The sequence below is a fragment of the Pseudomonas sp. B15(2017) genome, assembly GCF_002113215.1.
In the GTDB taxonomy this organism is placed as follows: domain Bacteria; phylum Pseudomonadota; class Gammaproteobacteria; order Pseudomonadales; family Pseudomonadaceae; genus Aquipseudomonas.
This window is the reverse complement of record NZ_NEJZ01000008.1, coordinates 42,762-67,709: the sequence shown is the minus strand read 5'-3', so window position 1 is coordinate 67,709 and position 24,948 is coordinate 42,762. Positions and strand designations below refer to the sequence as shown.

The following is a 24,948-nucleotide window of genomic DNA, read 5'->3' as shown; positions in this document are numbered from 1 at the left end:
GTTTGCTGCTCAATGGCGTGCTCTAGCACCGAAAGCGCAGCCAGCGGGCTCCACGCCAATGTCCAAGGGGCGGTAAAAATTCGCCTTTGTGTCAGCAGAAATGGAATTTGTGACAGCTACAGATAACTGCTGATGCCCGGAGCAACCTCAAGCAGGATTGCAATCAGCCCATGCGTCACTTGATGGAGGGGCTCGACATCCACACGAACTTCGCCGTCCGCCGGACTGTCCAGTCCTTTACATGCACTGGGTGAAGGCGAAAACGACATGACAATGACTGTAGGCGATTTTCTGGTCGAGCGACTGAGCGAGTGGGGCGTGACGCGGTTTTTTGGGTATCCGGGCGACGGCATCAACGGCGTTTTCGGCGCACTGAGCCGGGCGCGGGGAAAGATCGAATTCATTCAAGCGCGGCACGAAGAGATGGCCGCGTTCATGGCCTCGGCGCATGCCAAGTTCACCGGCGAGCTGGGGGTATGTATCGCCACGTCAGGCCCTGGTGCCTCACATCTGATCACGGGACTCTACGACGCGCGCATGGATCACGTACCCGTGCTGGCGATTGTGGGTCAACAGGCCCGCGCGGCACTCGGTGGTCACTATCAACAGGAGCTCGACCTGCTGTCGATGTTCAAGGATGTGGCCGGTGCCTTCGTGCAACAGGCGTCAGCCCCGGCACAGGTTCGCCACTTGATCGACAGGGCGGTACGCACGGCTGTCGGTGAGCGGCGCGTCACGGCAATCATCCTGCCCAACGACTTGCAGGACATCGAATATGAAGCTCCGGGACGAACCCATGGCACTGTGCATTCCGGGGTGGGCTATACCAAACCGAAAGTCGTGCCTTATGACGCGGATCTGCAACGTGCCGCCGAGGTTCTGAATGCAGGCGAAAAAGTGGCGATTCTGGTGGGGGCCGGTGCGTTGCAGGCAACCGACCAGGTCATCGCCGTGGCGGAAAAGCTTGGCGCCGGTGTCGCCAAGGCGCTTCTCGGTAAAGCGGTACTGCCGGACGAACTGCCCTGGGTCACGGGCAGCATCGGTTTGCTGGGCACCGAACCCAGCTACAAGTTGATGACCGAATGCGACACCTTGCTGATGATCGGCTCCGGGTTTCCGTATTCTGAATTTCTGCCAAAGGAAGGTCAGGCACGCGGGGTGCAGATCGATTTGCAACCCGACATGCTTAGCTTGCGCTACCCCATGGAGGTCAATCTGGTAGGTGACGCCGGGGAAACCCTCGCTGCACTGTTGCCATTGCTTGAGCACAAAACGTCACGCAGATGGCGCAAAAAGGTCGAAGGCTGGCGTGCTTCCTGGGAGAAAACCCTGGAAAAACGCGCCATGGCCAAGGCCGATCCCGTCAATCCGCAACGGGTGGTGTTCGAACTGTCGCCACGTCTGCCGGAACTTTCGATCATCACCAGCGATTCCGGCTCTTGCGCCAACTGGTACGCCCGCGATCTGAAAGTGCGGCGCGGCATGAAGTGTTCCCTGTCTGGCGGCCTGGCCTCGATGGGCGCCGCTGTGCCTTATGCGATTGCGGCCAAATTCGCGTTCCCGGAGCGTCCCGTGATCGCGCTGGTGGGCGATGGCGCGATGCAGATGAGCAATATGGCGGAGTTGATCACCGTGGCCAAATATTGGCGGCAGTGGGCAAGCCCCAAATGGATCTGCGCCGTCTTCAACAATGAAGACCTCAATCAGGTGACTTGGGAGCAACGGGTCATGGAGGGGGATCCGAAGTTCGAAGCGTCGCAGAGCATTCCCGATGTTCCTTATCACCTGTTCGCCATCTCCATTGGGCTGAAAGGCATATTCGTCGACCGCGAAGACGACGTGGCCGCCGCGTGGGAGCAGGCGCTGGCTTCGGATGTCCCCGTGCTGATCGAATTCAAGACCGACCCCAACGTTCCACCGCTTCCTCCGCATATCAAGCTCGAACAAGCGAAGAAGTTCGCCACCACGTTGCTCAAGGGGGATCCGGACGAGGCGGGGATTGTCGTGCAAACCGCCAAACAGGTGTTGGGGGCTGTGCTTCCGCGCAAAAAATGAGTTCCGTCAGGAGCCGCCTCACCCGTCGTGGATTGAATACATCCAATGCGCGTGAGGTCTGCAATAATGAGCACCATTGCGGCACGAGGGCATGTCGAGTACTCGTGTCGGTATCCGGCAGTTTGATTTGGAGGATTCCATGCGTGACATTATTGATGGCTTTCTGCGTTTTCAGCGCGAGGTGTATCCACAGCGCGTCGAGCTTTTCAAGCAGCTCGCGACAGAACAGAACCCCAAGGCGCTGTTCGTCACGTGCTCGGACAGTCGTGTAGTGCCTGAACTCCTCACACAGCGCGAACCGGGCGAGCTATTCGTGATCCGCAACGCCGGCAACATCGTGCCGTCGTACGGACCTGAACCGGGTGGGGTTTCGGCCACTGTCGAATATGCGGTCGCCGTGCTCGGCGTAAAGGACATCGTGATTTGCGGCCATTCGGATTGCGGGGCGATGGGCGCGATTTCACGCTGCACCTGTCTGGATCATCTTCCGGCCGTTGCCAACTGGCTTCGTCACTCGGATGCGGCGAAAGCGATCAACGCCGCACATGAATTCGATACGCCACGTGACAAGCTCGACGGCCTCGTTCGCGAAAACGTGATTGCACAATTGGCAAACCTGCGCACTCATCCATCGGTGGCGCTCGCGCTCGAGCAGGGAAGTTTGAATCTGCATGGCTGGGTCTATGACATCGAGGCAGGTTGCATCGATGCGCTGGATGGCGCCACTCGGCGTTTCGTCAAACTTTCCGATTCACCGACCACAGTTGCCGTTGCTGCGCGCAACGTTGATCACGTGTAACAGCGACGCATCGGCACTCTTCGATCATCTGGCCGAGCAGGTCGGGTTGACGGGTTTGATGTCTTGGCTGGCCACCGCCTCGTCATTTTTGCGGGCGGAGGCCTCACGGGCTTGTATCAGGATCGCTTGGTGTCGTGCTGATACGCGATCACCGCCATCCTGTGCAAAGGTTTGGTTGGTCGCAATCTGAAGAACGGGCAGCAGGGCAGGTGTGCCGAATTTCATCGTTAAGTCAAAATTCGACTTTATAATTCAATTTGATTATCAGATCCGGAACACCCCCAATTGTTTTCAATAAACCCATCGCGCCATCAGCCACTTTGTGGCAATCCAAAGGCATGCAGACGGTTGTAACGGGTTGATGCATTAGTTTGTTGCGTACACGATCTCGGAGGTCGTCCAGGAGGGCGAACAAATCTGGACTGATTGTACCGCTGCTGTTTAAGTTTTTGAGCATGTCGCCTACAGTCGGTTTTTTTGAGTTGTGAACCGTTTTGTGTAAGTCCCATAACTGCTTGAGAGAGGACTCGACAACAAACCAGATCATCGTGAACGATCCTCTGAAGTCATGGTTGCTGAATGCGAACTTTGCTTTGGCGATCAAAGCGAGTCGCTTAATTAGTTCCGGGTTTTCGATGGCTTGTTCAAAATGCTGCAATGCGTTTTTGATCGTAGCAGCCTTCACCTTTGTGAAACTTGACCATGTCCCAATGTCGTGGGAGGGTGTCGAATAGGTGCTTATGAATGATGTGCATCTTGCAGCCATCAAAGATAATTTGTTCGTGTGATTTTTCCGCACAGGGTTTTGTCCGATAAAGCCGACACGGCAGGTATCCTCCATCGATACCGCACAGAACGAAATTTCTCCGGAGTCAGGGCAGGCGATGGATTCAGACTCAATGTAAAGCTGCATCACATTGGCATAATCCATATGTTCGTCCCACCATTGAACGGCTTCTGCAATCTGGTCAGGGTCGCTCATGGACGGGCGGGTCTTCGCTAATTCACTAATATGAAGCAGCATCAGCCCGTCGACGCAGATGACCGCTGAAAATTTCGGTGTGCGGTGCCAAATCACCGGGTCGGGAATAATGCCATTCAGCTTGCGGCGGTCAGTCGGATCGTCGACATCCAACCAGTCCTCAACCCAGAACCCTTTTTCATCATAAAATCCGATGTAATCTTCGATATCGTCGTTGCTTGAAATGGTGTCCAAAATTTTCACTCGATATTTAACTAGCGGACGATGTCAGATGTTCATATGTCAGTCCGCAGGATAATCACGTCACGCTCACGTCGATTGGCCGAGCTCATTCACCACGGCCACGCCCCCCAGGATTATCTCTCATTGTCTGACACTTGCCGAAGATGCGGAGATGCGCCCGGCAGCCATCGGCTATGAGCGGCCACTCCGCCGTGGTCAGCGCATCCCGATCGTCGGGGTGCACGCTGGTGATCACTTGTTCGAGGCTGAGGCCCTCGCGCCCCAGGCTCGGGTCGAGGTTGAACACCTGGGCAAAGCCTTCGTCGACGGCAAAGCGATCAGTCAGCAGGTCCCAATCGAGACATTGCCTTACTTCCTGATTGCAGGTGTTGAGGGAGAACGTTCGAAGCATTTTCTTGTACGCAGTGAGGGGCGCGTACAGGGTTATAGGCGTCTCATTAAGGTGACTCGTGACGGAATCTCGCGTGGGAGCGTATCCGTAGTAAAAGAAATTGTACGCGGCTAATAAGTTTGTATAGGTTTTAATCAAGATAGGCGGAAAAATGCCATCTGACAATGAAGCGGCATTTTTTCGTGTAGAGAGGAAGACTCACTTCACAGCGTGAAGCTTTTCTTGTGTAGAGGGGAGAGGGGCGAATATTGATCCGCACTGCCTGGCGCCATTGCCTGCACGCTGAAAAAGGCCCGGATTCATCCGGGCCAGTTTTGCACGTCAGCGTGAATCCGCCTTGCTGACAACTTCGGCGGATGATCTTTTCCGGCGTCTCTGAAGCCAGCTATGGAACGCATGTACGGGATGGAGGATGGCGGTCAGTATGCCAATCAGCAGGATGGTGAAGAGGATGATCAGCGGGAGGCTTTCGTGCGAGAACATGGTGGGTTACTCCTGTAGTCACTATGTCGTAACCCGCAGAATAGACGCATCGAAGCCTGTTTTCGATGAATGAATGTTCATCCTTGAACGCTGCTGGTGTGTTACGGCGAATCTTCCGGGTGCATTGTCAGAATGATCTTCCCAACATTCCTTGAAGACTCCATTCGCCAGTGGCATACGCCAGTCGCACGGCTCGCATCCCTGGCTGCGCGGCGAGATATTGTTTCGATGCTCACGAAGCGATCGCGAGATGAACGGCGTTTTTACACAGCAAACGTAGTCCCGCGAGTATTCACAAAAAGCGAGTAGATCGAGTGACTACTTGCCATGAACAACCTGTTCCCTTCGCGCCCCCCGAAGCACAGGTTCGGGCAGCGCTCTGGCAGCGAAATATGGCCGATGGCCTTGCCCTGTGGATTGAAAACACGCACGCCGTCGAGTTTTTCCAGATCGGCCCTGGGATCACCATTGCCGCCCCAGCCGCACCACAGGTTGCCCGCTTCGTCGCACTTGATACCGTCGATTGCCGCGTAGTCCAGCCCCTCGATGTGCTTGCGGCGCTCGCCCAGTGTGCCGTCTTCGTTCACGGCAATTGCCCAGATCAAGCGATTGGGTTTGGCGCGGCCTTCGACGACATACAGGGTTTTTTCGTCGGGACTGAAGCACAGGCCATTAGGGCCGTTAAGGTCGTCGATCACCCGAGTGACCTTTCTGCTCTCACCATCGATGCGGTAAACGGCGTGGGGTTGGCTCGGGGTGATTTTGTGGCCTTCGTAATTGTTGCCGGTCTGGAATGGCGGGTCGGTGAACCAGATCGATCCGTCACTTTTGCAGACGATGTCGTTGGGCGAGTTGAAGGGCTTGCCATCAAAGCTGTCGGCCAGCACGGTGATCGTGCCGTTGTATTCGGTGCGTGTGACGCGGCGGCCTTCGCTGGTGGTGGTAGAGCCTTCGCAGACGATAAGACGCCCTTGGCGATCCCGGCACATTCCGTTGGAGAAGTTCGAGTGTTCACGGTACACGGTGAAGGTCTCGGTGATTTCATCCCAACGCATGATGCGATTATTGGGGATGTCGCTGACCAGCAAATAGCGGCCATCACCGACCCAGACCGGTCCTTCGGCCCAGCGCATGCCGGTGGCGAGTTTTTCCACACTAGCGTTGAAAATACGCAGGTCGAGGAAGCTGTCGTCGAGGATATGAATCAGTGGATCCGGGTAGCGTTGACTCAACGGTTCGGCAGCTTCAGAGAAACTGGGCAGCAAGGCGCTGCCGGTGGCGAGCGTGGCGGAAACAGCGAGGGACTTCTTCAGGAAGCTGCGGCGTGTATTGCCTTTTACCTGTTCGAGGTTGTCAGGCATGGCGGACAGGGATGAGCCCATGTAGCGATCTCCATGGTTTTATTTTTTTTGGAGACGCAGTAATAGCCCGTGATAGGACATCGTACAAGTGATTTGTTATCCAAGTCTGGTCGGGCTTGGAGATTAAGGCCTTCGCCCGAAATCGAAGCCCAGCGTAAATACGACGAGTTGCAAAGCACCTATCACTTGCAGGCACAACTGGTCAGTTACGCCGGCGACACCGGCATCGACATCAGCCGCTACGCCGACAGCGATGCACTATCGATGCACACCGAAGGCCTGACCTCTTACGTGATGCGCCCCGATGGCAGTGGTCAGCCGCTGACGGCGGGTGATGTGAAAAAGCGCTTCGCCAGCGTTACTCGTGGCAGCGACCTGATTCTGGTCGGTACACCGCAGCAAGTCGCCGATCGCATCGAAGAGCACGCGCGAATATCCGGCACCAGTGGCTATATGCTCAACCCGCTGATCAGCCCAGGCAGTCTTGAGGACTTTGTCGAACTGGTCATTCCCGAACTGCAAAAGCGTGGGCTGTACCGGAATCAGCCACAAAGCGGCACCTTCCGTTCGCGGTTAAGGGCAGATCACTCCAATCACCTGCCTGCCTCGGTTTATGGGGCTTCGTTCCGCTTCGACAAGGCGCTTTAGGCTGACACTCAGCATCTGTTATTCCAGCGCTGCGCAGGGAACAGGTGCGCCAGCGGGTCGAGCGAGGTCGTCGCGGCTTTGGTGGCCGTGCCGGGTGTGTAGGAAAAAATTCGGGGCTTTGCGCCTTCCTGAGCCGTGTTCCTACCGAAATTTGCGATTTATCCAACAGAAAAGGGGTTGGTTTCGCAGTGAAATATTAATTAGAATCAGTCTCATTTATATCCTTCGCGCAGGGTCTCTTGAGATGATTGAAGCAGCGACGCCACCGGAGCACAGCCTACACACCTTGTACCGAGACCACCGAGGCTGGCTGGAAAACTGGCTGCGAAAGCGCATGGGCAACGCGTGGGATGCGGCGGATCTGAGTCAGGACACGTTCATGCGGGTGTTGTGCAGTTCACAACCCGTCGCCGAAATGCGCGAACCGCGCGCCTATCTGTTGACCGTCGGCAAACGCCTGCTGAGTAATTTCTATACCCGACGCAGTCTGGAAAAAGCTTATCTGGACGCGTTGGCCCACTTGCCTGAAGACTGTGTCCCGTCCCCCGAGCAGCGCTGGGTAGTGTTCGAAACCCTCCAGGCGCTCGATGAACTTCTCGACGGTTTGCCCCGGGAAGTTCGTCGCGCATTTCTGTGGAGCCAGCTCGAAGGCCTGGGCTATCGCGAAATCGCCGAACGCCTACAAGTTTCCGAACGTACGGTCAAACGCTACATGGCCCAAGCCTATGAGCATTGCCTGCTGGTGGACTGGTGATGCGCGCGGCACCCTCCAGCGAAGCCCGCGAGATTGCACGGGCGGCTGCGCAGTGGCTGACATTGCTGGAGTCCGGCGAGGCTACCCAGGACGATCAGGCGCGCCTGCAGAACTGGCGCAACAGCCATAGTAGTCATGAGCATGCCTGGCAAAAGGCGCAGATGCTGCGTCAGCGTTTTTTCGGCTTGCCGTCGGTATTGGCGATGGCCACGCTTGATCGTCCTGATCCTGCTCGCCGTGCCGCACTCAAACGGGCGCTTGGGGTGACGGCGCTGGTGCCGACTGCATGGCTGATCGGGCGTCAGCTCCCGCTGGATGTCTGGCGCGCCGACTTGCAGACCGGCACCGGCGAACACAAACGCATTCCCCTGGCCGACGGCAGTACCTTGCAACTCAATACCGCCAGTGCCGTGAACATCGACCTCGGTGCTCGCCTGCTGACCTTGGTGCGCGGCGAAATGGCGCTCAACGTACCCGGAACCGCACCACTGACCATTCAGGCGCCTTATGGCCGGATCATCGTCAGTCGCAGTGAAGTGTGCGTGCGTCTCAACGAGCGCGATTGCCGCGTGTCGGTCGTCAGCGGTGCGGTGCGCCTGCAACCGCTGCAAGGCCCTGAAATGTTACTGAACGCCGGACAGCAAGTGCGCCTGCAGGCCAATGGTGCAGGGGCCGTCGGTGCGTTCGATGCGCTGCTGCCCGGCTGGCGTGACGGGGTGCTGATGGCACAGAATCAGCCGCTCGGTGAGTTCCTGCGTGAACTCGGTCGTTATCGCCCCGGCCTTTTGCGTTGGGAACCTGCGCTTGAAAGCTTGCGGGTTACCGGCAGTTTCCGCCTCGACAACACCGACCGCATCCTGTCACTGCTGGCCGCCAGCCTGCCGCTGGACGTGCAATCGCGCACCCGATTCTGGGTCACGCTGGTTCCTCGAAAAAATATTGCCTGAAGCCTGTCCCTTTTTTTCGCCTCGCCGGTCATTCCAGGTAAGTGAACAAAAAACGAGAGCTTCTTCCAATGCCCGCAGTATTCCCGAGTCGTTTGCGTCCGTTGTTGCAGTTGAGCCTCATGCTGAGCCTGAGTGCCAGTCCATTCTTGATGCCGGTGAGCTGGGCGGACGAGGCCGCTCGTCGCAGCTATCAGGTGCCCGCCGGCAGTCTGAGCGTCGCACTGACCCGGTTTGCCGGGCTGGCCGGGGTCAACCTGTCGGTGGATCCGGCGCTGGTCAGCGGTCGCAGCAGCAACGGCCTGTCCGGCGAGTATGGTGTCGAGGAAGGCTTCGCCCGTTTGCTCGCGGGCTCCGGCCTGCAACTGCAGCCGGTCGGCGAGCAGGCATATATCCTGATGCCGGCACCGGAAGGCAGCAGCCTGCAACTCGCACCGACTTCGATTCTCGGCGCCAACGACGAAACCGGCGGCGACGTGTATGCGGGTGGCCAGGTGGCGCGCCGTGGTTCGCAAGGCCTATTGGGCTCCCGCGATTTCATGGAAACGCCGTTCAGCATGACCACCTACACGAGCGAGGCGGTCAAGAACCAGCAGGCCCGCACCCTGGGTGACCTGATTGCCAGTGATCCCTCGGTCCGCGCCACCAACCCGGCCGGCGGCCGTTACGAGCAGTTCACCATTCGCGGTTTCAGTCTGTTCAACAGCGATGTGGCGTACAACGGTCTGTACGGGGTCTTGCCGACTTACACGATCGACATGGAAATGGCTGACCGCGTCGACATCCTCAAAGGCCCGACCCAGCTCATCAACGGCATTTCGCCACGGGGCAGCGTCGGCGGCGGCATCAACGTGGTGCCCAAGCGCGCAACCGACAAGCCGATCACTTCGCTGACCGCCAATTACGCGTCCAACAACCAAATTGGCGGCGCCGTGGATGTCGGGCGGCGCTTTGGCGAAGACAATCAGTTCGGCCTCCGATTCAATGGGGTCAAGCAGTCCGGTGACACCGAGTGGGATCATCAGAGCGTCGACCGTGACATGGCCGTGCTGGGGCTGGATTTTCGCGGTGAACGCCTGCGTCTTTCCACCGACGTCGGCCGTACTGAACGTGATACCGACGCCCCGCAGGAGCGCGTGCAGGTCGGTGTTAATGCCCGCGTCCCGAGTGCCAGTGAAGTCAGACACAACTATGCGCAGCCTTGGAGTAAGGCCCGTACCAAGGATACGTTCGGAACGGTGAATGCCGAGTTCGACGTCAATGATTCCACCCTGTTGTACGGCGGAGTCGGTGTACGCAAAAGCAATCATGATTTCCTTCGGCACGCGGTAGCGGTCACCAACGACAAAGGCGACTTCAGCGTCCAGCCTCGGGATTTCACCCGTGACGAAAACGTCCGTACCGCTACGGCCGGGGTGCGCAACTGGTTCCATACCGGGCCGGTGAGCCATGAAATCAATCTCGCCGCCAGCTACTTCTACATGGACTTCGAGAACGGTGGTGCGCGCTATGCGGCCTCCCCGAGCAATCTCTACAACCCCGTTGAAACGCCAACTCCGGTGCGTCCGACGCGACAGGATCCGAAGGTCTATACCGAAAACCGTTTCAGTGGTGTAGCGCTCGCCGACACGATGGGCTTTTTCGATGATCGCTTGCTGCTGACGCTGGGCGCCCGCTGGCAAAGGGTGAAGGTCGATGACTGGAGCGACGATGTCAAAGGCGACACCGCCTACGATGAAGAAAAAGTCTCGCCATCCGGCGGCATCCTGTTCAAGGCCACCGACAAACTGTCGCTGTACGCCAACTACATGGAAGGCCTGAGCCAAGGCAAGATCGCACCGTCAACATCGGTGAACGAAGACGAAATCTTCCCGCCGTTTATCAGCCGACAGGTCGAGGTTGGCGCAAAGTATGACGCCGGTTCGTTCGGCCTGACCGCCGCAGTCTTCCGGATCAAGCAACCGGCCTACGAGACCAATGCGGTGACTCGGGTCTTCGGCCCCAACGGCAAACGCCAGAACGATGGCGTGGAACTGACGGTGTTCGGCGAACCCCTCCAGGGTTTTCGTCTGCTCGGCGGTGTCATGTACATCGACAGTGAGTTGACCCACACCACCAACGGCACCTTCGATGGCAACCGTGCACCGGCGACCCCGAAATTCAACGTCAATCTCGGCGCGGAATGGGACGTGCCCAACGTCCAGGGCCTTACCCTGACCGGGCGTGGCATCTACTCGAGCTCGCAATACCTGGATCAGTCCAACGACAAGCAGATCGATGCCTGGGAGCGCTTCGACGTGGGTGCGCGCTACGCGTTCAAGGTCGACGAAAAGAACATCACCCTGCGAGCCAACATCGAAAACGTCGCGGACAAACGCTACTGGAGCTCCGCCGGTGCGTCCGATGACAGCGAGCCAGGGCTGACGCTTTCGACACCACGAACCTATCTGCTTTCGGCAACCGTCGACTTCTGAAACGAGGAACTTGGCCCATGGAAGGGCAGCGCAGGAATGTTCTGAAGGTATTTCACGAAGCAAGGAACTCTATGCACAACACTATTCAGTAGTTATCCCGATACTGTGCAATGAATTACTGCTAATAAAGATAATAAAAAGTTGAGCGTTGCATGATAAAAGTATGGCCATATCATGGCGCATCAGTTGATTTTGTTCGGGTTTAACGACTTGCAATTTGTTGTGCGCGCAGGTTTTTAATTAAAAATGGCGTTATGTAAATATTCCAAAAAAATGCCAACTTCCTGTTGCATGAATTAGTTGATGGGAATAGTTTTCATATCGAAATTGACCGAGGGTGATCCGATGTTGAATGATGGCGCATTGCACATTAGTCCTCTGCAAAAGACCAATGCCGACTATTTGGTGCGACAGGGAAAGTTTGAATCGAATGTTCGAAGTTATCCGCGCAAGTTGCCACTGGCCATTGCCAAGGCACACGGTGTCTGGGTAACGGATGTCGAAGGCAAGACCTATCTGGATTGCCTGGCCGGTGCCGGGACGCTAGCGCTCGGGCACAATCACCCGGCCATCATGGACAGTATCGGCAGCTTTCTGGCTTCCGGCCTGCCGATGCACACCCTAGACCTGACGACCGAGGTCAAGGACGCTTTCAGTGAAACCCTGCTGAGCCTGTTGCCGGGGCAGGGCGAGGGTTACTGCCTGCAATTCTGCGGTCCTTCGGGGGCGGATGCAGTAGAAGCCGCGCTGAAACTGGCCAAGACGTTCACCGGTCGCCACAACATCATCAGTTTTTCCGGTGCCTACCACGGCATGACTCACGGCGCGCTGGCCCTGACCGGCAACCTCGGGCCGAAGAACGCCGTCGCCGGCCTGATGCCTGGCGTGCAATTCATGCCGTATCCCCATGAGTACCGCTGCCCGTTCGGGTTGGGCGGTGAGGCTGGCACCGAGGCGCTGACCCATTACTTCACCCAGTTCATCGAGGATGTCGAGAGCGGGGTCACCTTGCCGGCAGCCGTGATCGTCGAGGCGGTACAGGGCGAGGGCGGGGTCAACTGTGCGCCGGACAGCTGGCTGCGCGCGATCCGTGACGTCACGCGCAAGCACGGGATCCTGCTGATTCTTGACGAAGTGCAGGCCGGTTTCGGTCGCACCGGCAAGATGTTTGCCTTCGAACATGCGCAAATCGAGCCGGACATCATTGTCATGTCCAAGGCGGTAGGTGGTGGTCTGCCGATGGCGGTGCTGGGCATCAAGCGCGAATTCGACGCTTGGGAACCGGGCAATCACGCCGGCACCTTCCGTGGCAACCAGATGGCCATGGCCGCCGGGCTTGCAACGCTGCAGACGCTCAAGCATCAACAGCTTCCGGCCCAGGCCGAACGACGTGGTCAATGGCTCAAGGATCAGCTGAACGGTTTGCGCCAACGGTATCCGGCCCTGGGTCAGGTGCGCGGTCGGGGCCTGATGCTCGGCATTGAGATCGTCGACGAACGCCAGCCGGCAGATCGTCTCGGGCATTTTCCTATGGACCCGGTACTTTCCGTCGCCATCCAGCAGCAATGCTTCAAACAGGGACTGCTTCTGGAGAGGGGCGGGCGCCGGGGTAATGTCATTCGTTTATTGCCTCCGCTGATTATTGATGACCAACAATGCCAGCAAGTGATTCAGCGATTTGAAACGGCACTTGAAGCTGCACTGCTTGAAGTTCGTGCGTAATCGTTTGTTTAAAAGGTGTTTGAGCCTGGCGAACGTTATTTAGAGAACGATCAGGGTGAATGGTCGAACCGCCGCTTAAAGAAAGCACTTCAGTGATGAGCGCTTTTTCAGAAACTTTCGGTAATCGATTGTTTATTTAATTCTCACCGGGATGACTTTTTTAAAGTTGCTGTAGTGCGCTCCGTAAGTTGGCGCAAGCGCTTGTTCTTTGTCCCGGCAAACGTAACCAGTGACCTCACGGGCTGCTGTGGAGTACCTATGAATCAAGCAGATCGCAATGTTGTATCAAGAATGGTCAGTGAGTTGGCGAGTACCCGCGCCTTGCTCAATTGTTTGATCAAGGAGTTCGCCTTGCCGGAAAACTGCCTCGATTATCGCTGGCCCAGTGATATGCAAGGCATCGCGCCTGGCTGTTATCTGGAAGGCCTGCAGTGGAAGGGCATTCCGCTGACGATCAGCCTGCCCAATGAGCAACAGTTCTTTGTCATGGTCGATCGTCGTGACCGTCTAGGCAGCCATCGTTATCTATCGGACGTCTATGCCCGTCAGGGTCAGGGGGATTGGCGTTGCCTGGGTTTCGCCGAGTTTGCCGCAGAGTTGCTGGGTGCCTGCGAGCACATGACCCGTGCCAGCAATGAAGAACTGCTCGACCAGGTATTGCAGAGCCAGGGTCTGACAGCCGCGATCGTGGCGCACAACATGGACAATCAGCGCCCGGCACCGCTCAGCAGCTACCTGGCCAGCGAGCAGGGTTTATGGTTCGGTCATCCCAATCATCCGGCACCCAAGGCCCGCTTGTGGCCGGCGCATCTTTCGCAGCAGACCTACGCCCCCGAGTTTCAGGCGCAAACCGCGTTGCATCTGTTCGAAGTCCCTCGGCAAGGACTGCGCGTTACCGCCAACGGCCTCGATGAAAGCCAGGTCATGGCCGGATTTGCCGATCAGCAGCGGGCCAGGCCCGGTCACGCGATGATTTGCATGCACCCGGTGCAGGCGCAGTTGTTCATTCAGGACCGACGCGTGCAGCAACTGCTCGAACTGGGCGACATCGTCGATCACGGTGCCACCGGCCCGATCGCCAGTCCCACGGCGTCGATGCGCACCTGGTACATCGAAGGTCATGGCTATTTCATCAAGGGTTCGCTGCATGTGCGCATTACCAACTGCGTGCGCAAGAACGCCTGGTACGAGCTGGAAAGCACGCTGATCATCGATCAGCTGTTCCAGCGTCTTCTGCAAACCCAGCCGGATACGCTGGGTGGCTTGTCGGTGATTGCCGAGCCCGGTTCGATGAGCTGGGCGCCGCCCCAGGCCAGTGAGGCGGACGCCCATTGGTTCCGTGAACAGACCGGCGCGATCCTGCGGGAAAACTTTTGCCTGCGTTCCCGTGCCGATCGCAGCGTGATGGCCGGCACTCTGTTTGCCCACGACATCCATTCTCGCCCCCTGGTGCACGGCTTCCTGCAAGCGGCATTTGGCCAGGAACCTGACGACGAACAACTGGTGGAATGGTTCGACCGCTACCAGGCCCTGTTGCTGCGCCCGGTGCTGGCGTTGTTCTTCAACCACGGCGTGGTGATGGAACCGCACCTGCAGAACACCGTGCTGGTCCACGATTCAGGTCAGCCGCAACAGCTGCTGCTGCGTGATTTCGAGGGGGTGAAACTCACCGAGGAGCTGGGCATCCGGCAGATCGATGTCGGGCTGCACCCTCGGGTGCGCCAGTCGCTTCAGTACAGTCGAGCGCAGGGCTGGAGCCGGATTTCCTACTGCCTGATGATCAACAACCTCTCCGAAGCCGTGCTCGCTCTGAGCTGGGAACGCCCGCACCTGGCCCCTGTGATGTGGCAGCGGGTGGAGCGCCAACTGCGCGTCATACGCGATGAACTGACGCGTCCCGCGCCGGAGCTCGATGCGCTGATCGCCGGACAGCCGATTGCCTGCAAGACCAACCTGAAAGTGCGCCTGAGCGCCCAGGCGGATCGCGCTGCCGGCTACGTCAGGCTCGTCTCACCCTGGAGCGAGGAGGCCCGTTATGGCTGATCTGACGGTTCCCGTTCTGGAAGCGATCGATCGTGTTCGGGCCGCGAATCTGGATCCGCTGGCGGCATTCATCTACGACCTCGACGCGTTGCAGGCCCACGTGCGCGAGGTGATGGACGCACTGCCGCCGAAGGTCGAGCTGTATTACGCGATCAAGGCCAACAGCGAAGCGCCCTTGCTTGAGGTTCTGGCGCCGCTGGTCAGTGGTTTCGAAATTTCCTCGGGAGGCGAGATCGAGCGGGTGATGACTTGCCCGATCCGCAAACCCTATGTGTTTTCCGGCCCCGGCAAGCTCGATTCCGATTTGCGTGCCGCGCTGGCCCATCAAGTCGAAGCCATTCACGTTGAAAGCCTGAACGAGATCGAGCGCCTGCAACGGCTGGCCAATGAAGCGGGGCGGGTACAGCCGGTGTTTATCCGGATCAATCCTCAGCTCCCGGCACAGCAGTCGAGCAAACTGGCCATGGCCGGTACGGCGACGCCCTTCGGCATCGATGAATCGGAGCTCGGCGAAGCAGTGCAACGGGTCGATCGCGCCACGCATTTGTGCCTCAAGGGCTTTCATGTGCATGCCATGTCGCACCAGATGTCGGTGGAGCGACACGAGCAACTGCTCGATTTCTATTTGCAGCGCTGGGACGAATGGAAAACCCTGGCCGCCTACCCGGAGCAACTGACCCACCTGAATGTCGGCGGCGGGATCGGCGTCGATTATCTGGGCGGACAGCGGTTCGACTGGCAGCGACTGTGCCGTTATCTGGAACGCCGCCTGGACGATCAGCCCGATGCGCCGATCCTGCGCTTCGAGCCGGGGCGGTACATCAGTGCGTTCTGTGGTTACTACGTGATCGAGGTGCTGGACACCAAGACCAGCCATGGCGAGCACTTCATCGTGTGCCGTGGCGGCACCCATCAGTTCCGCCTGCCGGCCGCGCAAAGCCATGACCACCCACTGATTCACCTGCCGCAGACTCCCCCGACCGCCGAATCGACCGAGCGCAACTGGACCGTGGTCGGGCAGCTGTGTACGCCCAAGGATGTCCTGAGCCGGCAGCAGCCGCTCACCGGTGTCGAAGTCGGGGACTTGCTGGTACTGCCCATGGCGGGGGCCTACGGCTACAACATTTCCCACGCCGACTTCCTCTGCCATCCACGGCCGCCACAACATTTCGTGCATCGGGGCGCATTGCTCGAAGGAGTCGGCCTGTGGCAGTGAGTTTCAATCCCGCACGGCGCTGGGTGGTGCTGAATGTGCTTCTGGGCACGCTCACGGTCAGCCTCAACAACAGCTCTCTGAATCCGGCATTGCCGGCCTTCATGACGGCGTTCGAGATCGGGCCGCTGCTGGCAACCTGGATTGTTGCGGGGTTCATGACCAGCATGGGCGTGACCATGCCGCTGACCAGTTTTCTCAGCCAGCGCCTGGGCCGCAAGCGCCTGTATCTGTGGGGCGTGGCGCTTTTCATCGGCGGTTCGCTGATGGGCGCGCTGGCGGATTCGATTGCCATGGTCATCGCAGCGAGAGTGGTGCAGGGCATCGCCAGCGGGCTGATGATTCCGTTGTCGCTGGCGATCATTTTCTCGGTGTATGCCAAGGATGAACGAGGCCGGGTGACGGGGCTGTGGGGAGCGGCGGTGATGCTCGCACCTGCGGTCGGGCCTCTGTGCGGCAGCTTGCTGCTGGATTGGTTCAGCTGGCGGTCGCTGTTTCTGATGAATGTGCCGATCGGCCTGATTGCGCTGCTGATGGGGCTCGGCGTTCTGCCGGACTCCGAGCCGACGGAGCGCAAACCCTTCGACCTGACAGGCTACGTGTTGATCGCTTCGGGCATTGGTTTGTTGATGGTCGCCATCAGCCGGATGCATCACGCCGATACACTGCTCGAACCGGCCAACGTCGGCATGTTGCTGGCAGCGGTGGTCTCTCTGGTGGCATTCGTCCGGGTCGAGCTACGCCGCGAGGAGCCGCTGCTCAACCTGCGAATCTTCGCCTTGCGCGGTTACCGGTTGAGCGTGGTCATTGCCGTTGTGCAGTCGGTGGGCATGTTCGAGTGCCTGGTGTTGCTGCCCCTGCTGGTGCAGACCGTGCTGGGGTACAGCGCAGTCTGGACCGGCCTGTCGCTGTTGTGCACGGCGGTGTTCGCCAGCCTGTTCGGGCGCATCGGCGGCAGTGCACTGGATCGCCACGGGCCACGGCGGGTGGTCGCGATCGGCCTGTTGCTGACGGGCCTGTCGACCCTGGCGCTGGGCTTGCTCAAGAGCGACGCAGGTATCGGTCTGGTGTTCGGCTTGATGATGGTTCGCGGCGCCGGCCTGGGACTGTCTTACATGCCGGTCACCACCGCCGGGCTCAATGCCTTGCCTGAGCCGATGGTCACCCAGGGCGCGGCGATGAACAACATTTCCCGGCGGCTGGTTTCGTCACTGGCGATTGTCATTGCATCGCTGTGGCTGGAGTTCCGCCTTGCTGCCGCCGGTACCGAGGCACAACTGGCGGCAACACCTTCGGCGATCAGCGAAGTGTTCTTTGCCACCGGCCTGCTGATCCTGCTGGCACTGCCTTGTGCCTGGCGTTTCCCTCTTTCCGACGAGGCGGCCGAGCCTGTACCGGCCGCGCTCGAACATCGTTAACGCATCTTTGGAAGGTATGACCATGACGACGACTTTTTCGACATTCTCTCAACCGTCTTCGACGCCGGGTGCCTGGCTGACGGGCGTCGACGCAGGCATTTATCAGAAGGTGCAGCAGCGGGTCGTTGGCCAGCTGTTGCAGACGTTGCTCTATGAAGCTCTGCTGACTTACCGCAGCCAGACCACGGACAACGGCCAACAAGTATTCGTGGTGATGGGACGCGATGAGCAGCAGAAGCTGGTGGAGTACCGCTGCAAAGGCCTGCTCAGCGACAGTTTTCAATTGATTCGCCTTGATCCACAAACGCTGGAACGCGTGGACAGCCACGGCGAACGCAGCCTGCCGGATCTGCACCAAGCCCTGGCCGAACTGCTGGAGGACTATCAGGACAGCCCGCACCTGGCGCGCTTCATTCAGGAACTGGAACAGACCGAACTCAAGGACCTGCAGTCGCGCAGCCAGGGCTACTCGGCCGACTGCGCACCCCATGAGCTGGACGTCGACGCGCTGGAACAGCACTTCATGGACGCCCACAGTTATCACCCTTGCTACAAGTCGCGCATCGGCTTTTCGCTGGATGACAACCGGGCCTACGGGCCGGAATTCGCGACACCGATCAACGTGGTCTGGCTGGCGATCGCGCGCAATCGGGCGTCGGTCAATCATTCCCGGCACATGGATTTTGCGGCGTTCATCAAGCAGGAAGTGGGCGCACAGCGCTGGCAGCAGATCGTCGATCAATTGGCTGGCCGGGGCCGGTCCATCGAGGACTATGCCGTCCTGCCGGTTCACCCGTGGCAGTGGGAGAACGTGATTGTTCCGGCGTTCTACAAGGAGCTGGCCAGTGGCGAGCTGATCTGGCTCGGGACCTCGGATGACCAGTACAAGGCGCAGCAGTCGATTCGCACGCTAGCCAATGCATCGGCCAGGGAGCGGCCGTACGTCAAACTGGCGATGAGCATGACCAACACCTCCAGCACGCGGATCCTGGCGCGGCACACGGTGATGAACGGGCCGATCATCACCGACTGGCTGCAGCAACTGATTGCCAGCGACAGCACCGCCCGTGCGCTGGACTTCGTCATCCTCGGCGAAGTGGCCGGCGTCAGTTTCGATTACAGCCATCTGCCGCAGTCGCGCAGTGCGCAAACCTACGGCACCCTCGGTGCGATCTGGCGCGAAAGCCTGCATTCGTACCTCAAGGCCGACGAACAGGCCGTGCCGTTCAACGGCCTCAGCCACGTCGAAAACCGCTACGGCGATGCACCGCAGCAGCCTTTTATCGAAGCGTGGATCCGCGAGTACGGCCTTGAAGCCTGGACCCGACAACTGCTGAAAGTTACGGTGCCGCCGATCATCCACATGCTTTACGCCGAAGGCATTGGCATGGAATCCCACGGTCAGAACATCGTGCTGATCGTGAAACAGGGCTGGCCGCAGCGGATCGCCCTGAAGGACTTCCACGATGGCGTGCGTTACTCGCCTGCGCAGCTGGCGCGCCCGGAACTGTGCCCTGAACTGGTGCCGCTGCCAGCCAGTCACGCAAAGCTCAATCGCAACTCGTTCATCCTGACCGACGACGTCAACGCGGTGCGGGATTTCTCCTGCGATTGTTTCTTCTTCATCTGCCTGGCGGAGATGGCGATTTTCCTGCGTCAGCACTATCAGCTCGAAGAAGCGCAGTTCTGGCGCATGACCGCTGAAGTGATCCTCGATTACCAGCAGGCCCATCCGCAGCACCGCGACCGGTTCGGCCTGTTCGACGTGTTCGCGCCACATTACGAAGTGGAGGAGTTGACCAAGCGTCGCCTGCTTGGCGATGGCGAGCGGCGTTTCAAGTCGGTGCCCAATCCATTGCACGTCCACAGGCCGCAAGCATGCTGAGAGTCAATCAACTGAAACGCAAACTGGCGACCGGGGAGGCGGTGTACGGTCTGATCAGCTCGATTCCGGCGCCAGCCGCCATCGAGTTGATCGCCGAGACCGGTTTCGACTTCGTGATCATCGACATGGAGCATGTGCTGATCAACCCGGAAACCGTCGAGAACATGATTCGCACCGCCGAATCCTACGGCATCACGCCGCTGGTGCGGGTGGCGGACCTGAATCCGAAAACCCTGTTGCGGCTGCTTGACGGTGGTGCCCAAGGCATCGTACTGCCGATGATCGAATCCGCCGGGCAAGTGGCGGCGGCCATCGCCGCGTGCAAGTACCACCCGCAGGGCGTTCGCAGCCTCAATGCCGGACGGCCCGGATCGTTCGGCAAACACAGCCTGGCGCAGTACGTGACCGAAGCGAACGAACAGATCATGGTGGTGGCGATGATCGAAAGCGCAGAGGGCGTGCGTTGCGCCGCAGAGATCGCGGCGGTGCCCGGCCTGGACATGATTCTGGAAGGCGCGGCGGACCTGTCGCAGTCCTTCGGCATGCCCTGGCAGATCGATCAACCGCCCGTGCAGCAAGCCCTGCTCGACACCTGGCAGGCCACCCGCACGGCTGGCATCGCGTATTGCGCCATCCCTCGCCAGAGCGGTGACTTGAGTCGCTGGCGTGAGCGCGGGGTCAACGCCTTTGTCCTTGGCGACGAACGCGGCATTGCGTTTCGCGCCCTTCAGGCCCGACTGGCCACTCTTTCTCAAGAAGGAAACTGATTCGATGAAATTCACTACTCAGGCCGCCGACATCGTGATGCAGGACTTGATTGACTGCCTGCTGGCCGAAGACTTTTTTGACCGCGAGCCATTGTCGATTCTTTCTGCCGGGCAATGGCGCCAGGCTCATCCGCAGGCACCGGTCCTTGATGGCGAACATATCTGGGAATGGTGCTGTGACGCGCAGGAACGGCGTTTCATCAGCATCGCGCTGCGGCCCGGCATTACCCAGCAGTGGGAGAAAGTCCCGGGCACTGCCGTGCTGGCCCGGCAGGAAGAACACTGGGTGCGTCTGTCCCCGGTGGAGTTCATGAAACACGTGTTCACGGGCATGGGGCCACGCTTTGCCGATAACGAGAAAGGCCTGACGCTGTTTCTCGAAGTGCTGCACATCAGCATTTGGCAGACCGCGCTGTCGCAGGAACATCAGGTTGACGACACGCACCTGATGGCACGGGACGGGGCGACATTCTTCCGGATCATGGAGCAGTGGGCGTCGCTGCGCGATCGTCCGTACCACCCGCTGGCCAAGGCCAAGCAGGGGTTGCTGCAAAGCGAATACCTGCAATACCAGGCCGAATTCGCCGAGCCGGTGGCGTTGAACTGGGTCGCGGTGCGCAAGGACATGTTGCAGGGCGGAGAAGGGGTGACGGACCTGGAAACCATCTATCCGGCGCGCTATCTGCTGCCGGCGGACTTGCAGAAAAGCCTGGCGGCCGAACTGGCGTCGCGCGGGATCGACGAAACGCATATCGCGCTGCCGGTCCATCCGTGGCAATTCGAGCACGTGCTGCAAGGACAACTGGGGGCCGAGTTCGACCGTGGCGTGTGCCAACGCCTGGATTTCCAGGAAGCTTCAGTATTCGCCACCTCGTCGCTGCGCTCGATGACGCCCTGCTTCGACAGCGCCGACTATCTCAAGCTGCCGATGGCGATCTACTCGCTGGGCGCTTCGCGTTATCTGCCGGCGGTGAAGATGATCAACGGCGGGCTCAGCGAAAAACTGTTGCAGCAGGTGCGAACCCTCGACCCGGTGCTGGCGCAAACCCTGCACTTGTGCGACGAAAGCAAGTGGTGGGCCTTTATGCCACCGCAGGTGACGCTGTTCGACGAGGCGCCACGGCACCTGTCGGCGATGGTGCGCAGTTACCCGCAGGCGCTGCTCGACGATCCCGATTGCCGCTTGCTGCCAATGGCTGCGCTCGGCACACCGCTGCCCGGTAGCCAGCGCCACTTCTTCGATGAATGGATGAGCTATCGCCAACTGCCCGTCGAGGCCAGTTCGGTGCTGACCCTGTTCGGCGAATTGTGCGAGCGCTTCTTCGACGTCAACCTGCGCATGTTCCGCCTGGGTATGCTGGGGGAGGTGCACGGGCAGAACGCGGTGCTGGTCTGGAAGGCCGGTCAGGCTCAGGGCCTGCTGCTGCGCGATCACGATTCGCTCCGCATTTTCGTGCCATGGCTGGAGCGCAACGGCATGGCCGACCCGCAGTACCGGATCAAGAAAGGCCATGCCAATACCCTCTATCACAATTGCCCGGAAGACCTGTTGTTCTGGCTGCAGACCCTGGCCGTGCAGGTCAATGTGCGAGCCATCATCGACACGTTGTCCTCGGTATACAGCGTGCCGGTCACGGCCTTCTGGACAACCTTGCGCACGGTGCTGGAGACCCTGATCCGCCAAATCGACTTTGACGACGCGGCCCGCGCCATGCTTCAGCGTCAACTGTTCGACGCGCCACGCTGGCCGCAGAAATTGCTGCTGACACCGATGATCGAACGTGCCGGCGGGCCGGGGAGCATGCCGTTCGGCAAGGGTGAAGTGGTCAACCCGTTCCAGCGAGTGGCACATGGCGGTTGATCCTCAAGGGCTGATCGGCAGGCGCAGCGTGTTGCGCCTGTCGCTCGGCATGCTGGCGCTGCCGCGTATTGCGCTGGCGGAACCGTTGCGACTGGTGACGCTTTTTCAAGGGGCCACCGACAGTGCCGTCGCGCTGGGAGTGACGCCGTGCGGCGTTGTCGATTCATGGAGCGAAAAGCCCATGTATCGCTATCTGCGTCCGGCCGTGCAGGGAGTGCCTCACGTCGGGCTGGAAACCCAGCCCAGCCTGGAAGACATCGCCTTGCTGCGACCGGATGTGATTGTCGGCTCGCGCTTTCGCCATCAACGCATCGCCCCTCTGCTGGAGCAGATGGGCACAGTGGTGATGCTCAACGAAGTGTTCGAGTTCAAACAGACGCTGGCCTTGATGGGGGCGGCGTTGCATCGTCAGGCGCAGGCCACGCAAGTGCTGGCACTGTGGGAGCAACGGGTGGCTGTCTTGCGTGAACAGTTGCAGGCCCGGTTCGCCGGGCGCTGGCCGTTGACGGTTTCGGTGCTGGATATTCGTGAAGATCACATCCGCAGCTATTTGCCAGCGAGTTTTGCCGGCTCCGTGCTGACTGAGCTGGGTTTTGCCTGGACGCCTGCGGCCCGGGAAGCCCGCGGGGTGTCGCTGAAAATCACCAGCAAGGAAAGTCTTGCGGCCGTTGATGCCGATCTGTTTTTTATCTTCCAGCGCAGCGAGAGTCAGGGCGTACAGCGCAATTATCAGAACCTGGTGCAGCATCCGCTTTGGCGGCAATTGCGTGCGCCTCGCGATGGCCTGATCTGGCGTGTCGACAATGTGGCCTGGAGCCTGTCCGGCGGCATTCTCGGGGCCAACCTGATGCTTGACGAGATTGCGCGAGTGACTGCCATGGAGGCCGTTTCATGAGAGAAGGCGTGAAGCTTCTGGGCTTGTTGCTGGGGTTGTTGTCGAGCGTGATGTTGAGCCTGGCGACGGGGGCGAGCTGGATCGCACCGGCGCAGGTTCTTGATGCCCTGATCCATCCGGATGCGTTGGGGCTGTCCCACGAATGGGTGGTGACTACGCGGTTGTCGCGGACGCTGATGGCGCTCGCGGTCGGTTCCAGCCTGGCGGTGGCCGGCGCCTTGATGCAGGCACTGACCCGCAATCCGCTGGCATCACCCGGACTGTTCGGGATCAACGCAGGCGCGACGTTCGCGATCATTCTCGGCACGTCGGTGTTTGCCTTGAGCGCTCCGCAGCAATGGCTCTGGTGTGCATTCCTGGGGGCAGCGGTGGCCGGAAGCCTGGTGTGGATCATCGGCAATCGGGGGCAGGGCAGCCTCAATCCGTTGCGCATCGTACTGGCGGGGGCGGCCATGACGGCGCTGTTTTCGGCGTTCAGCCAAGCGTTGCTGGTGGTCAATCAGGAAGGCCTGGATACGGTGTTGTTCTGGCTCGCAGGTTCGCTGTCCGAACGCGACCTGGGATTGGCGGCGCCTTTGTTGGTGGTCGTGCTGGTGGCGTTGGCCGCTGCATGGTTGATGGCCGGGCAGGTGAATGTGCTCAACGCAGGGGAGGCGATCGCGACGGGGCTCGGGCAGCGGACGGGGTTGATCCGGTTAACGCTCGGCGTGCTGATCATCTGCCTGGCGGGCAGTGCGATAGCGCTGGCCGGCAGCATCGGTTTCATCGGCTTGCTGGTGCCGCACATGGTGCGCAGGGGTTTGTCGGTCGACCATCGCTGGCTGCTGCCGGGCTGCGCGTTGACCGGTGCGATGTTGTTACTGCTGGCCGACACGCTGGCGCGGGTGGTGATCCTTCCGCAGGAAGTGCCTGTCGGCGTCATGACTGCGTTGTTCGGTGCGCCGTTCTTCATTGCGCTGGCGCGGCGAGGAGGGCGCTATGAATGACTCGCTGATATTGCGGCGCGCAGGGTTCTCGCGGCGCATTGACCTTTCTACCCTCTGGCGTCTGCTCGCCGCGCTGGTGTTCACGGCGATGGTCATGCTGGGCGTGCTTTCGCTTGGCAAGGTCAACCTGTCGCCGCTGACCGTGGTGCAGTTGCTCTGGCAGGGCGGGGATGAGCGCCTGCTGTTCATCATCGAGCAGCTTCGGCTGCCGCGGTTGTTGCTGGCGGCGCTGGTGGGCGCGGCATTGGCGGTGTCGGGACTGATTCTGCAAAGCATCATCCGTAACCCGCTGGCGTCCCCGGATCTGTTGGGCATCACCAGTGGTGCCAGTGCGGCGGCGGTGTTGTACCTGTCGTTCTTCTCGGTGCTGCTGGGCCCGCAATACCTGCCGCTGGCGGCCATGGGCGGCGCCGGACTGGCGGCGTTGAGCATTTATCTGTTGGCCTGGAAACGCGGCGCGTCGCCACTGCGGCTGGTGTTGATCGGGGTCGGCGTGTCGGCGCTGCTGACCGCGCTGACAACGTTCATGCTGGTGTTCAGTCCGTTGACCACCACGCTTTCTGCTTATGTCTGGCTGACCGGCAGCGTGTATGGCGCGAGTTGGCCTGAGCCTCGAGCCCTGGCGGGATGGCTGCTGGCGATCATGCCGATTCTGGTACTTCTGGCGCGTCAGGTGCGGTTTCAGCAACTGGATGAAGCACTGGCCCAAGGTATCGGCGTTCGGGTGCAGTGGCTGCGCGCCGGGTTGTTGATGGTCAGCGTGGCGCTGGCCGGCGCTGCGGTGGCGTGGGGCGGGGCGATTGCGTTTGTCGGCCTGATTGCGCCGCATATTGCCAAGCGCCTGGTGGCCCCGGGATTTGCCGGGCAAGCGGTCATGGCGGCCCTGGTCGGTGCGAATCTGGTGGTGTTGGCCGACCTGATCGGGCGCAGTCTGTTTCTGCCACTAGATTTGCCCGCCGGGATTTTCGTCGCCGTGCTGGGTACACCGTTCTTTCTTTATCTTTTGATCAACCAGCGGCATTAA

Annotated in this window: 20 protein-coding genes and 1 pseudogene; 16 read left to right on the top strand and 5 right to left on the bottom strand. The window is 59.8% G+C overall.

Annotated features, from left to right (window positions below; translation table 11 throughout):
- Nucleotides 1-267 precede the first annotated feature (267 nt).
- Nucleotides 268-2,055 (top strand): thiamine pyrophosphate-requiring protein, encoded by a 1,788-nt coding sequence (locus CAF73_RS13780; protein WP_085702981.1) that lies wholly within the window; start codon nt 268-270, stop codon nt 2,053-2,055.
- 139 nt (nt 2,056-2,194) lie between these two features.
- Nucleotides 2,195-2,854: a carbonic anhydrase gene (locus CAF73_RS13775; RefSeq protein ID WP_085702980.1), complete on the top strand. Its 660-nt coding sequence runs from the start codon at nt 2,195-2,197 to the stop codon at nt 2,852-2,854.
- A gap of 24 nt (nt 2,855-2,878) precedes the next feature.
- Here CAF73_RS13775 and CAF73_RS13770 read toward each other — a convergent pair whose 3' ends face one another.
- From CAF73_RS13770 to CAF73_RS13755, 5 genes are all read right to left on the bottom strand, one after another.
- The gene (locus tag CAF73_RS13770; RefSeq protein ID WP_085702979.1) at nt 2,879-3,079 is read right to left on the bottom strand and encodes a hypothetical protein; all 201 of its coding nucleotides are present in this window, start codon (nt 3,077-3,079) and stop codon (nt 2,879-2,881) included.
- Between the two features lie 7 nt (nt 3,080-3,086).
- Complete coding sequence (locus tag CAF73_RS13765) at nt 3,087-4,070, bottom strand: hypothetical protein (RefSeq protein WP_085702978.1); 984 nt, start codon at nt 4,068-4,070, stop codon at nt 3,087-3,089.
- 94 nt (nt 4,071-4,164) lie between these two features.
- Nucleotides 4,165-4,470, bottom strand: a complete 306-nt coding sequence (locus tag CAF73_RS29810; RefSeq protein WP_139834838.1) for a hypothetical protein — start codon at nt 4,468-4,470, stop codon at nt 4,165-4,167.
- Nucleotides 4,471-4,791: 321 nt separating this feature from the next.
- Entirely contained in the window at nt 4,792-4,953 is a 162-nt protein-coding gene (locus tag CAF73_RS30185; protein WP_176247733.1) for a hypothetical protein, read from the bottom strand.
- Between the two features lie 263 nt (nt 4,954-5,216).
- Nucleotides 5,217-6,335: an SMP-30/gluconolactonase/LRE family protein gene (locus CAF73_RS13755; RefSeq protein WP_085702976.1), complete on the bottom strand. Its 1,119-nt coding sequence runs from the start codon at nt 6,333-6,335 to the stop codon at nt 5,217-5,219.
- A 117-nt stretch (nt 6,336-6,452) separates the two neighbouring features.
- Between CAF73_RS13755 and CAF73_RS13750 the strand changes: the two are divergent.
- The 14 genes and pseudogenes from CAF73_RS13750 to CAF73_RS13685 all read left to right on the top strand — a co-directional run.
- Nucleotides 6,453-6,962: pseudogene (locus CAF73_RS13750) on the top strand (LLM class flavin-dependent oxidoreductase); the annotation flags it as partial.
- A 244-nt stretch (nt 6,963-7,206) separates the two neighbouring features.
- Nucleotides 7,207-7,716 carry a sigma-70 family RNA polymerase sigma factor gene (locus CAF73_RS13745; protein ID WP_085702975.1) on the top strand — a complete coding sequence of 170 codons (510 nt, stop codon included), beginning with the start codon at nt 7,207-7,209 and terminating at the stop codon, nt 7,714-7,716.
- Nucleotides 7,713-8,663, top strand: a complete 951-nt coding sequence (locus tag CAF73_RS13740) for a FecR domain-containing protein (RefSeq protein WP_139834837.1) — start codon at nt 7,713-7,715, stop codon at nt 8,661-8,663. Before CAF73_RS13745 ends, CAF73_RS13740 begins: the two co-directional genes overlap by 4 nt.
- Nucleotides 8,664-8,731: 68 nt before the next feature.
- On the top strand, nt 8,732-11,134 hold the full coding sequence (locus CAF73_RS13735) for a TonB-dependent receptor (RefSeq protein ID WP_085702973.1): 2,403 nt from the start codon (nt 8,732-8,734) through the stop codon (nt 11,132-11,134).
- A gap of 345 nt (nt 11,135-11,479) precedes the next feature.
- Nucleotides 11,480-12,856, top strand: coding sequence for a diaminobutyrate--2-oxoglutarate transaminase (locus tag CAF73_RS13730; RefSeq protein WP_085702972.1), 1,377 nt, complete (start codon nt 11,480-11,482; stop codon nt 12,854-12,856).
- Nucleotides 12,857-13,114: 258 nt separating this feature from the next.
- The gene (locus tag CAF73_RS13725; protein ID WP_085702971.1) at nt 13,115-14,899 is read left to right on the top strand and encodes an IucA/IucC family siderophore biosynthesis protein; all 1,785 of its coding nucleotides are present in this window, start codon (nt 13,115-13,117) and stop codon (nt 14,897-14,899) included.
- Nucleotides 14,892-16,115, top strand: a complete 1,224-nt coding sequence (locus CAF73_RS13720; RefSeq protein ID WP_085702970.1) for a type III PLP-dependent enzyme — start codon at nt 14,892-14,894, stop codon at nt 16,113-16,115. The genes CAF73_RS13725 and CAF73_RS13720 overlap by 8 nt, the downstream gene beginning before the upstream one ends.
- Nucleotides 16,112-17,530: a DHA2 family efflux MFS transporter permease subunit gene (locus CAF73_RS13715; protein ID WP_085703084.1), complete on the top strand. Its 1,419-nt coding sequence runs from the start codon at nt 16,112-16,114 to the stop codon at nt 17,528-17,530. Before CAF73_RS13720 ends, CAF73_RS13715 begins: the two co-directional genes overlap by 4 nt.
- Before the next feature lie 22 nt (nt 17,531-17,552).
- Entirely contained in the window at nt 17,553-19,415 is a 1,863-nt protein-coding gene (locus CAF73_RS13710) for an IucA/IucC family siderophore biosynthesis protein (RefSeq protein WP_085702969.1), read from the top strand.
- Nucleotides 19,409-20,182 (top strand): HpcH/HpaI aldolase/citrate lyase family protein, encoded by a 774-nt coding sequence (locus CAF73_RS13705; protein WP_085702968.1) that lies wholly within the window; start codon nt 19,409-19,411, stop codon nt 20,180-20,182. Before CAF73_RS13710 ends, CAF73_RS13705 begins: the two co-directional genes overlap by 7 nt.
- 4 nt (nt 20,183-20,186) lie before the next feature.
- Complete coding sequence (locus CAF73_RS13700; RefSeq protein WP_085702967.1) at nt 20,187-22,043, top strand: IucA/IucC family siderophore biosynthesis protein; 1,857 nt, start codon at nt 20,187-20,189, stop codon at nt 22,041-22,043.
- Nucleotides 22,033-22,938 carry an ABC transporter substrate-binding protein gene (locus tag CAF73_RS13695; RefSeq protein ID WP_085702966.1) on the top strand — a complete coding sequence of 302 codons (906 nt, stop codon included), beginning with the start codon at nt 22,033-22,035 and terminating at the stop codon, nt 22,936-22,938. The genes CAF73_RS13700 and CAF73_RS13695 overlap by 11 nt, the downstream gene beginning before the upstream one ends.
- On the top strand, nt 22,935-23,924 hold the full coding sequence (locus CAF73_RS13690; protein WP_085702965.1) for an iron ABC transporter permease: 990 nt from the start codon (nt 22,935-22,937) through the stop codon (nt 23,922-23,924). Before CAF73_RS13695 ends, CAF73_RS13690 begins: the two co-directional genes overlap by 4 nt.
- Nucleotides 23,917-24,948, top strand: coding sequence for an iron chelate uptake ABC transporter family permease subunit (locus tag CAF73_RS13685; RefSeq protein WP_085702964.1), 1,032 nt, complete (start codon nt 23,917-23,919; stop codon nt 24,946-24,948). The genes CAF73_RS13690 and CAF73_RS13685 overlap by 8 nt, the downstream gene beginning before the upstream one ends.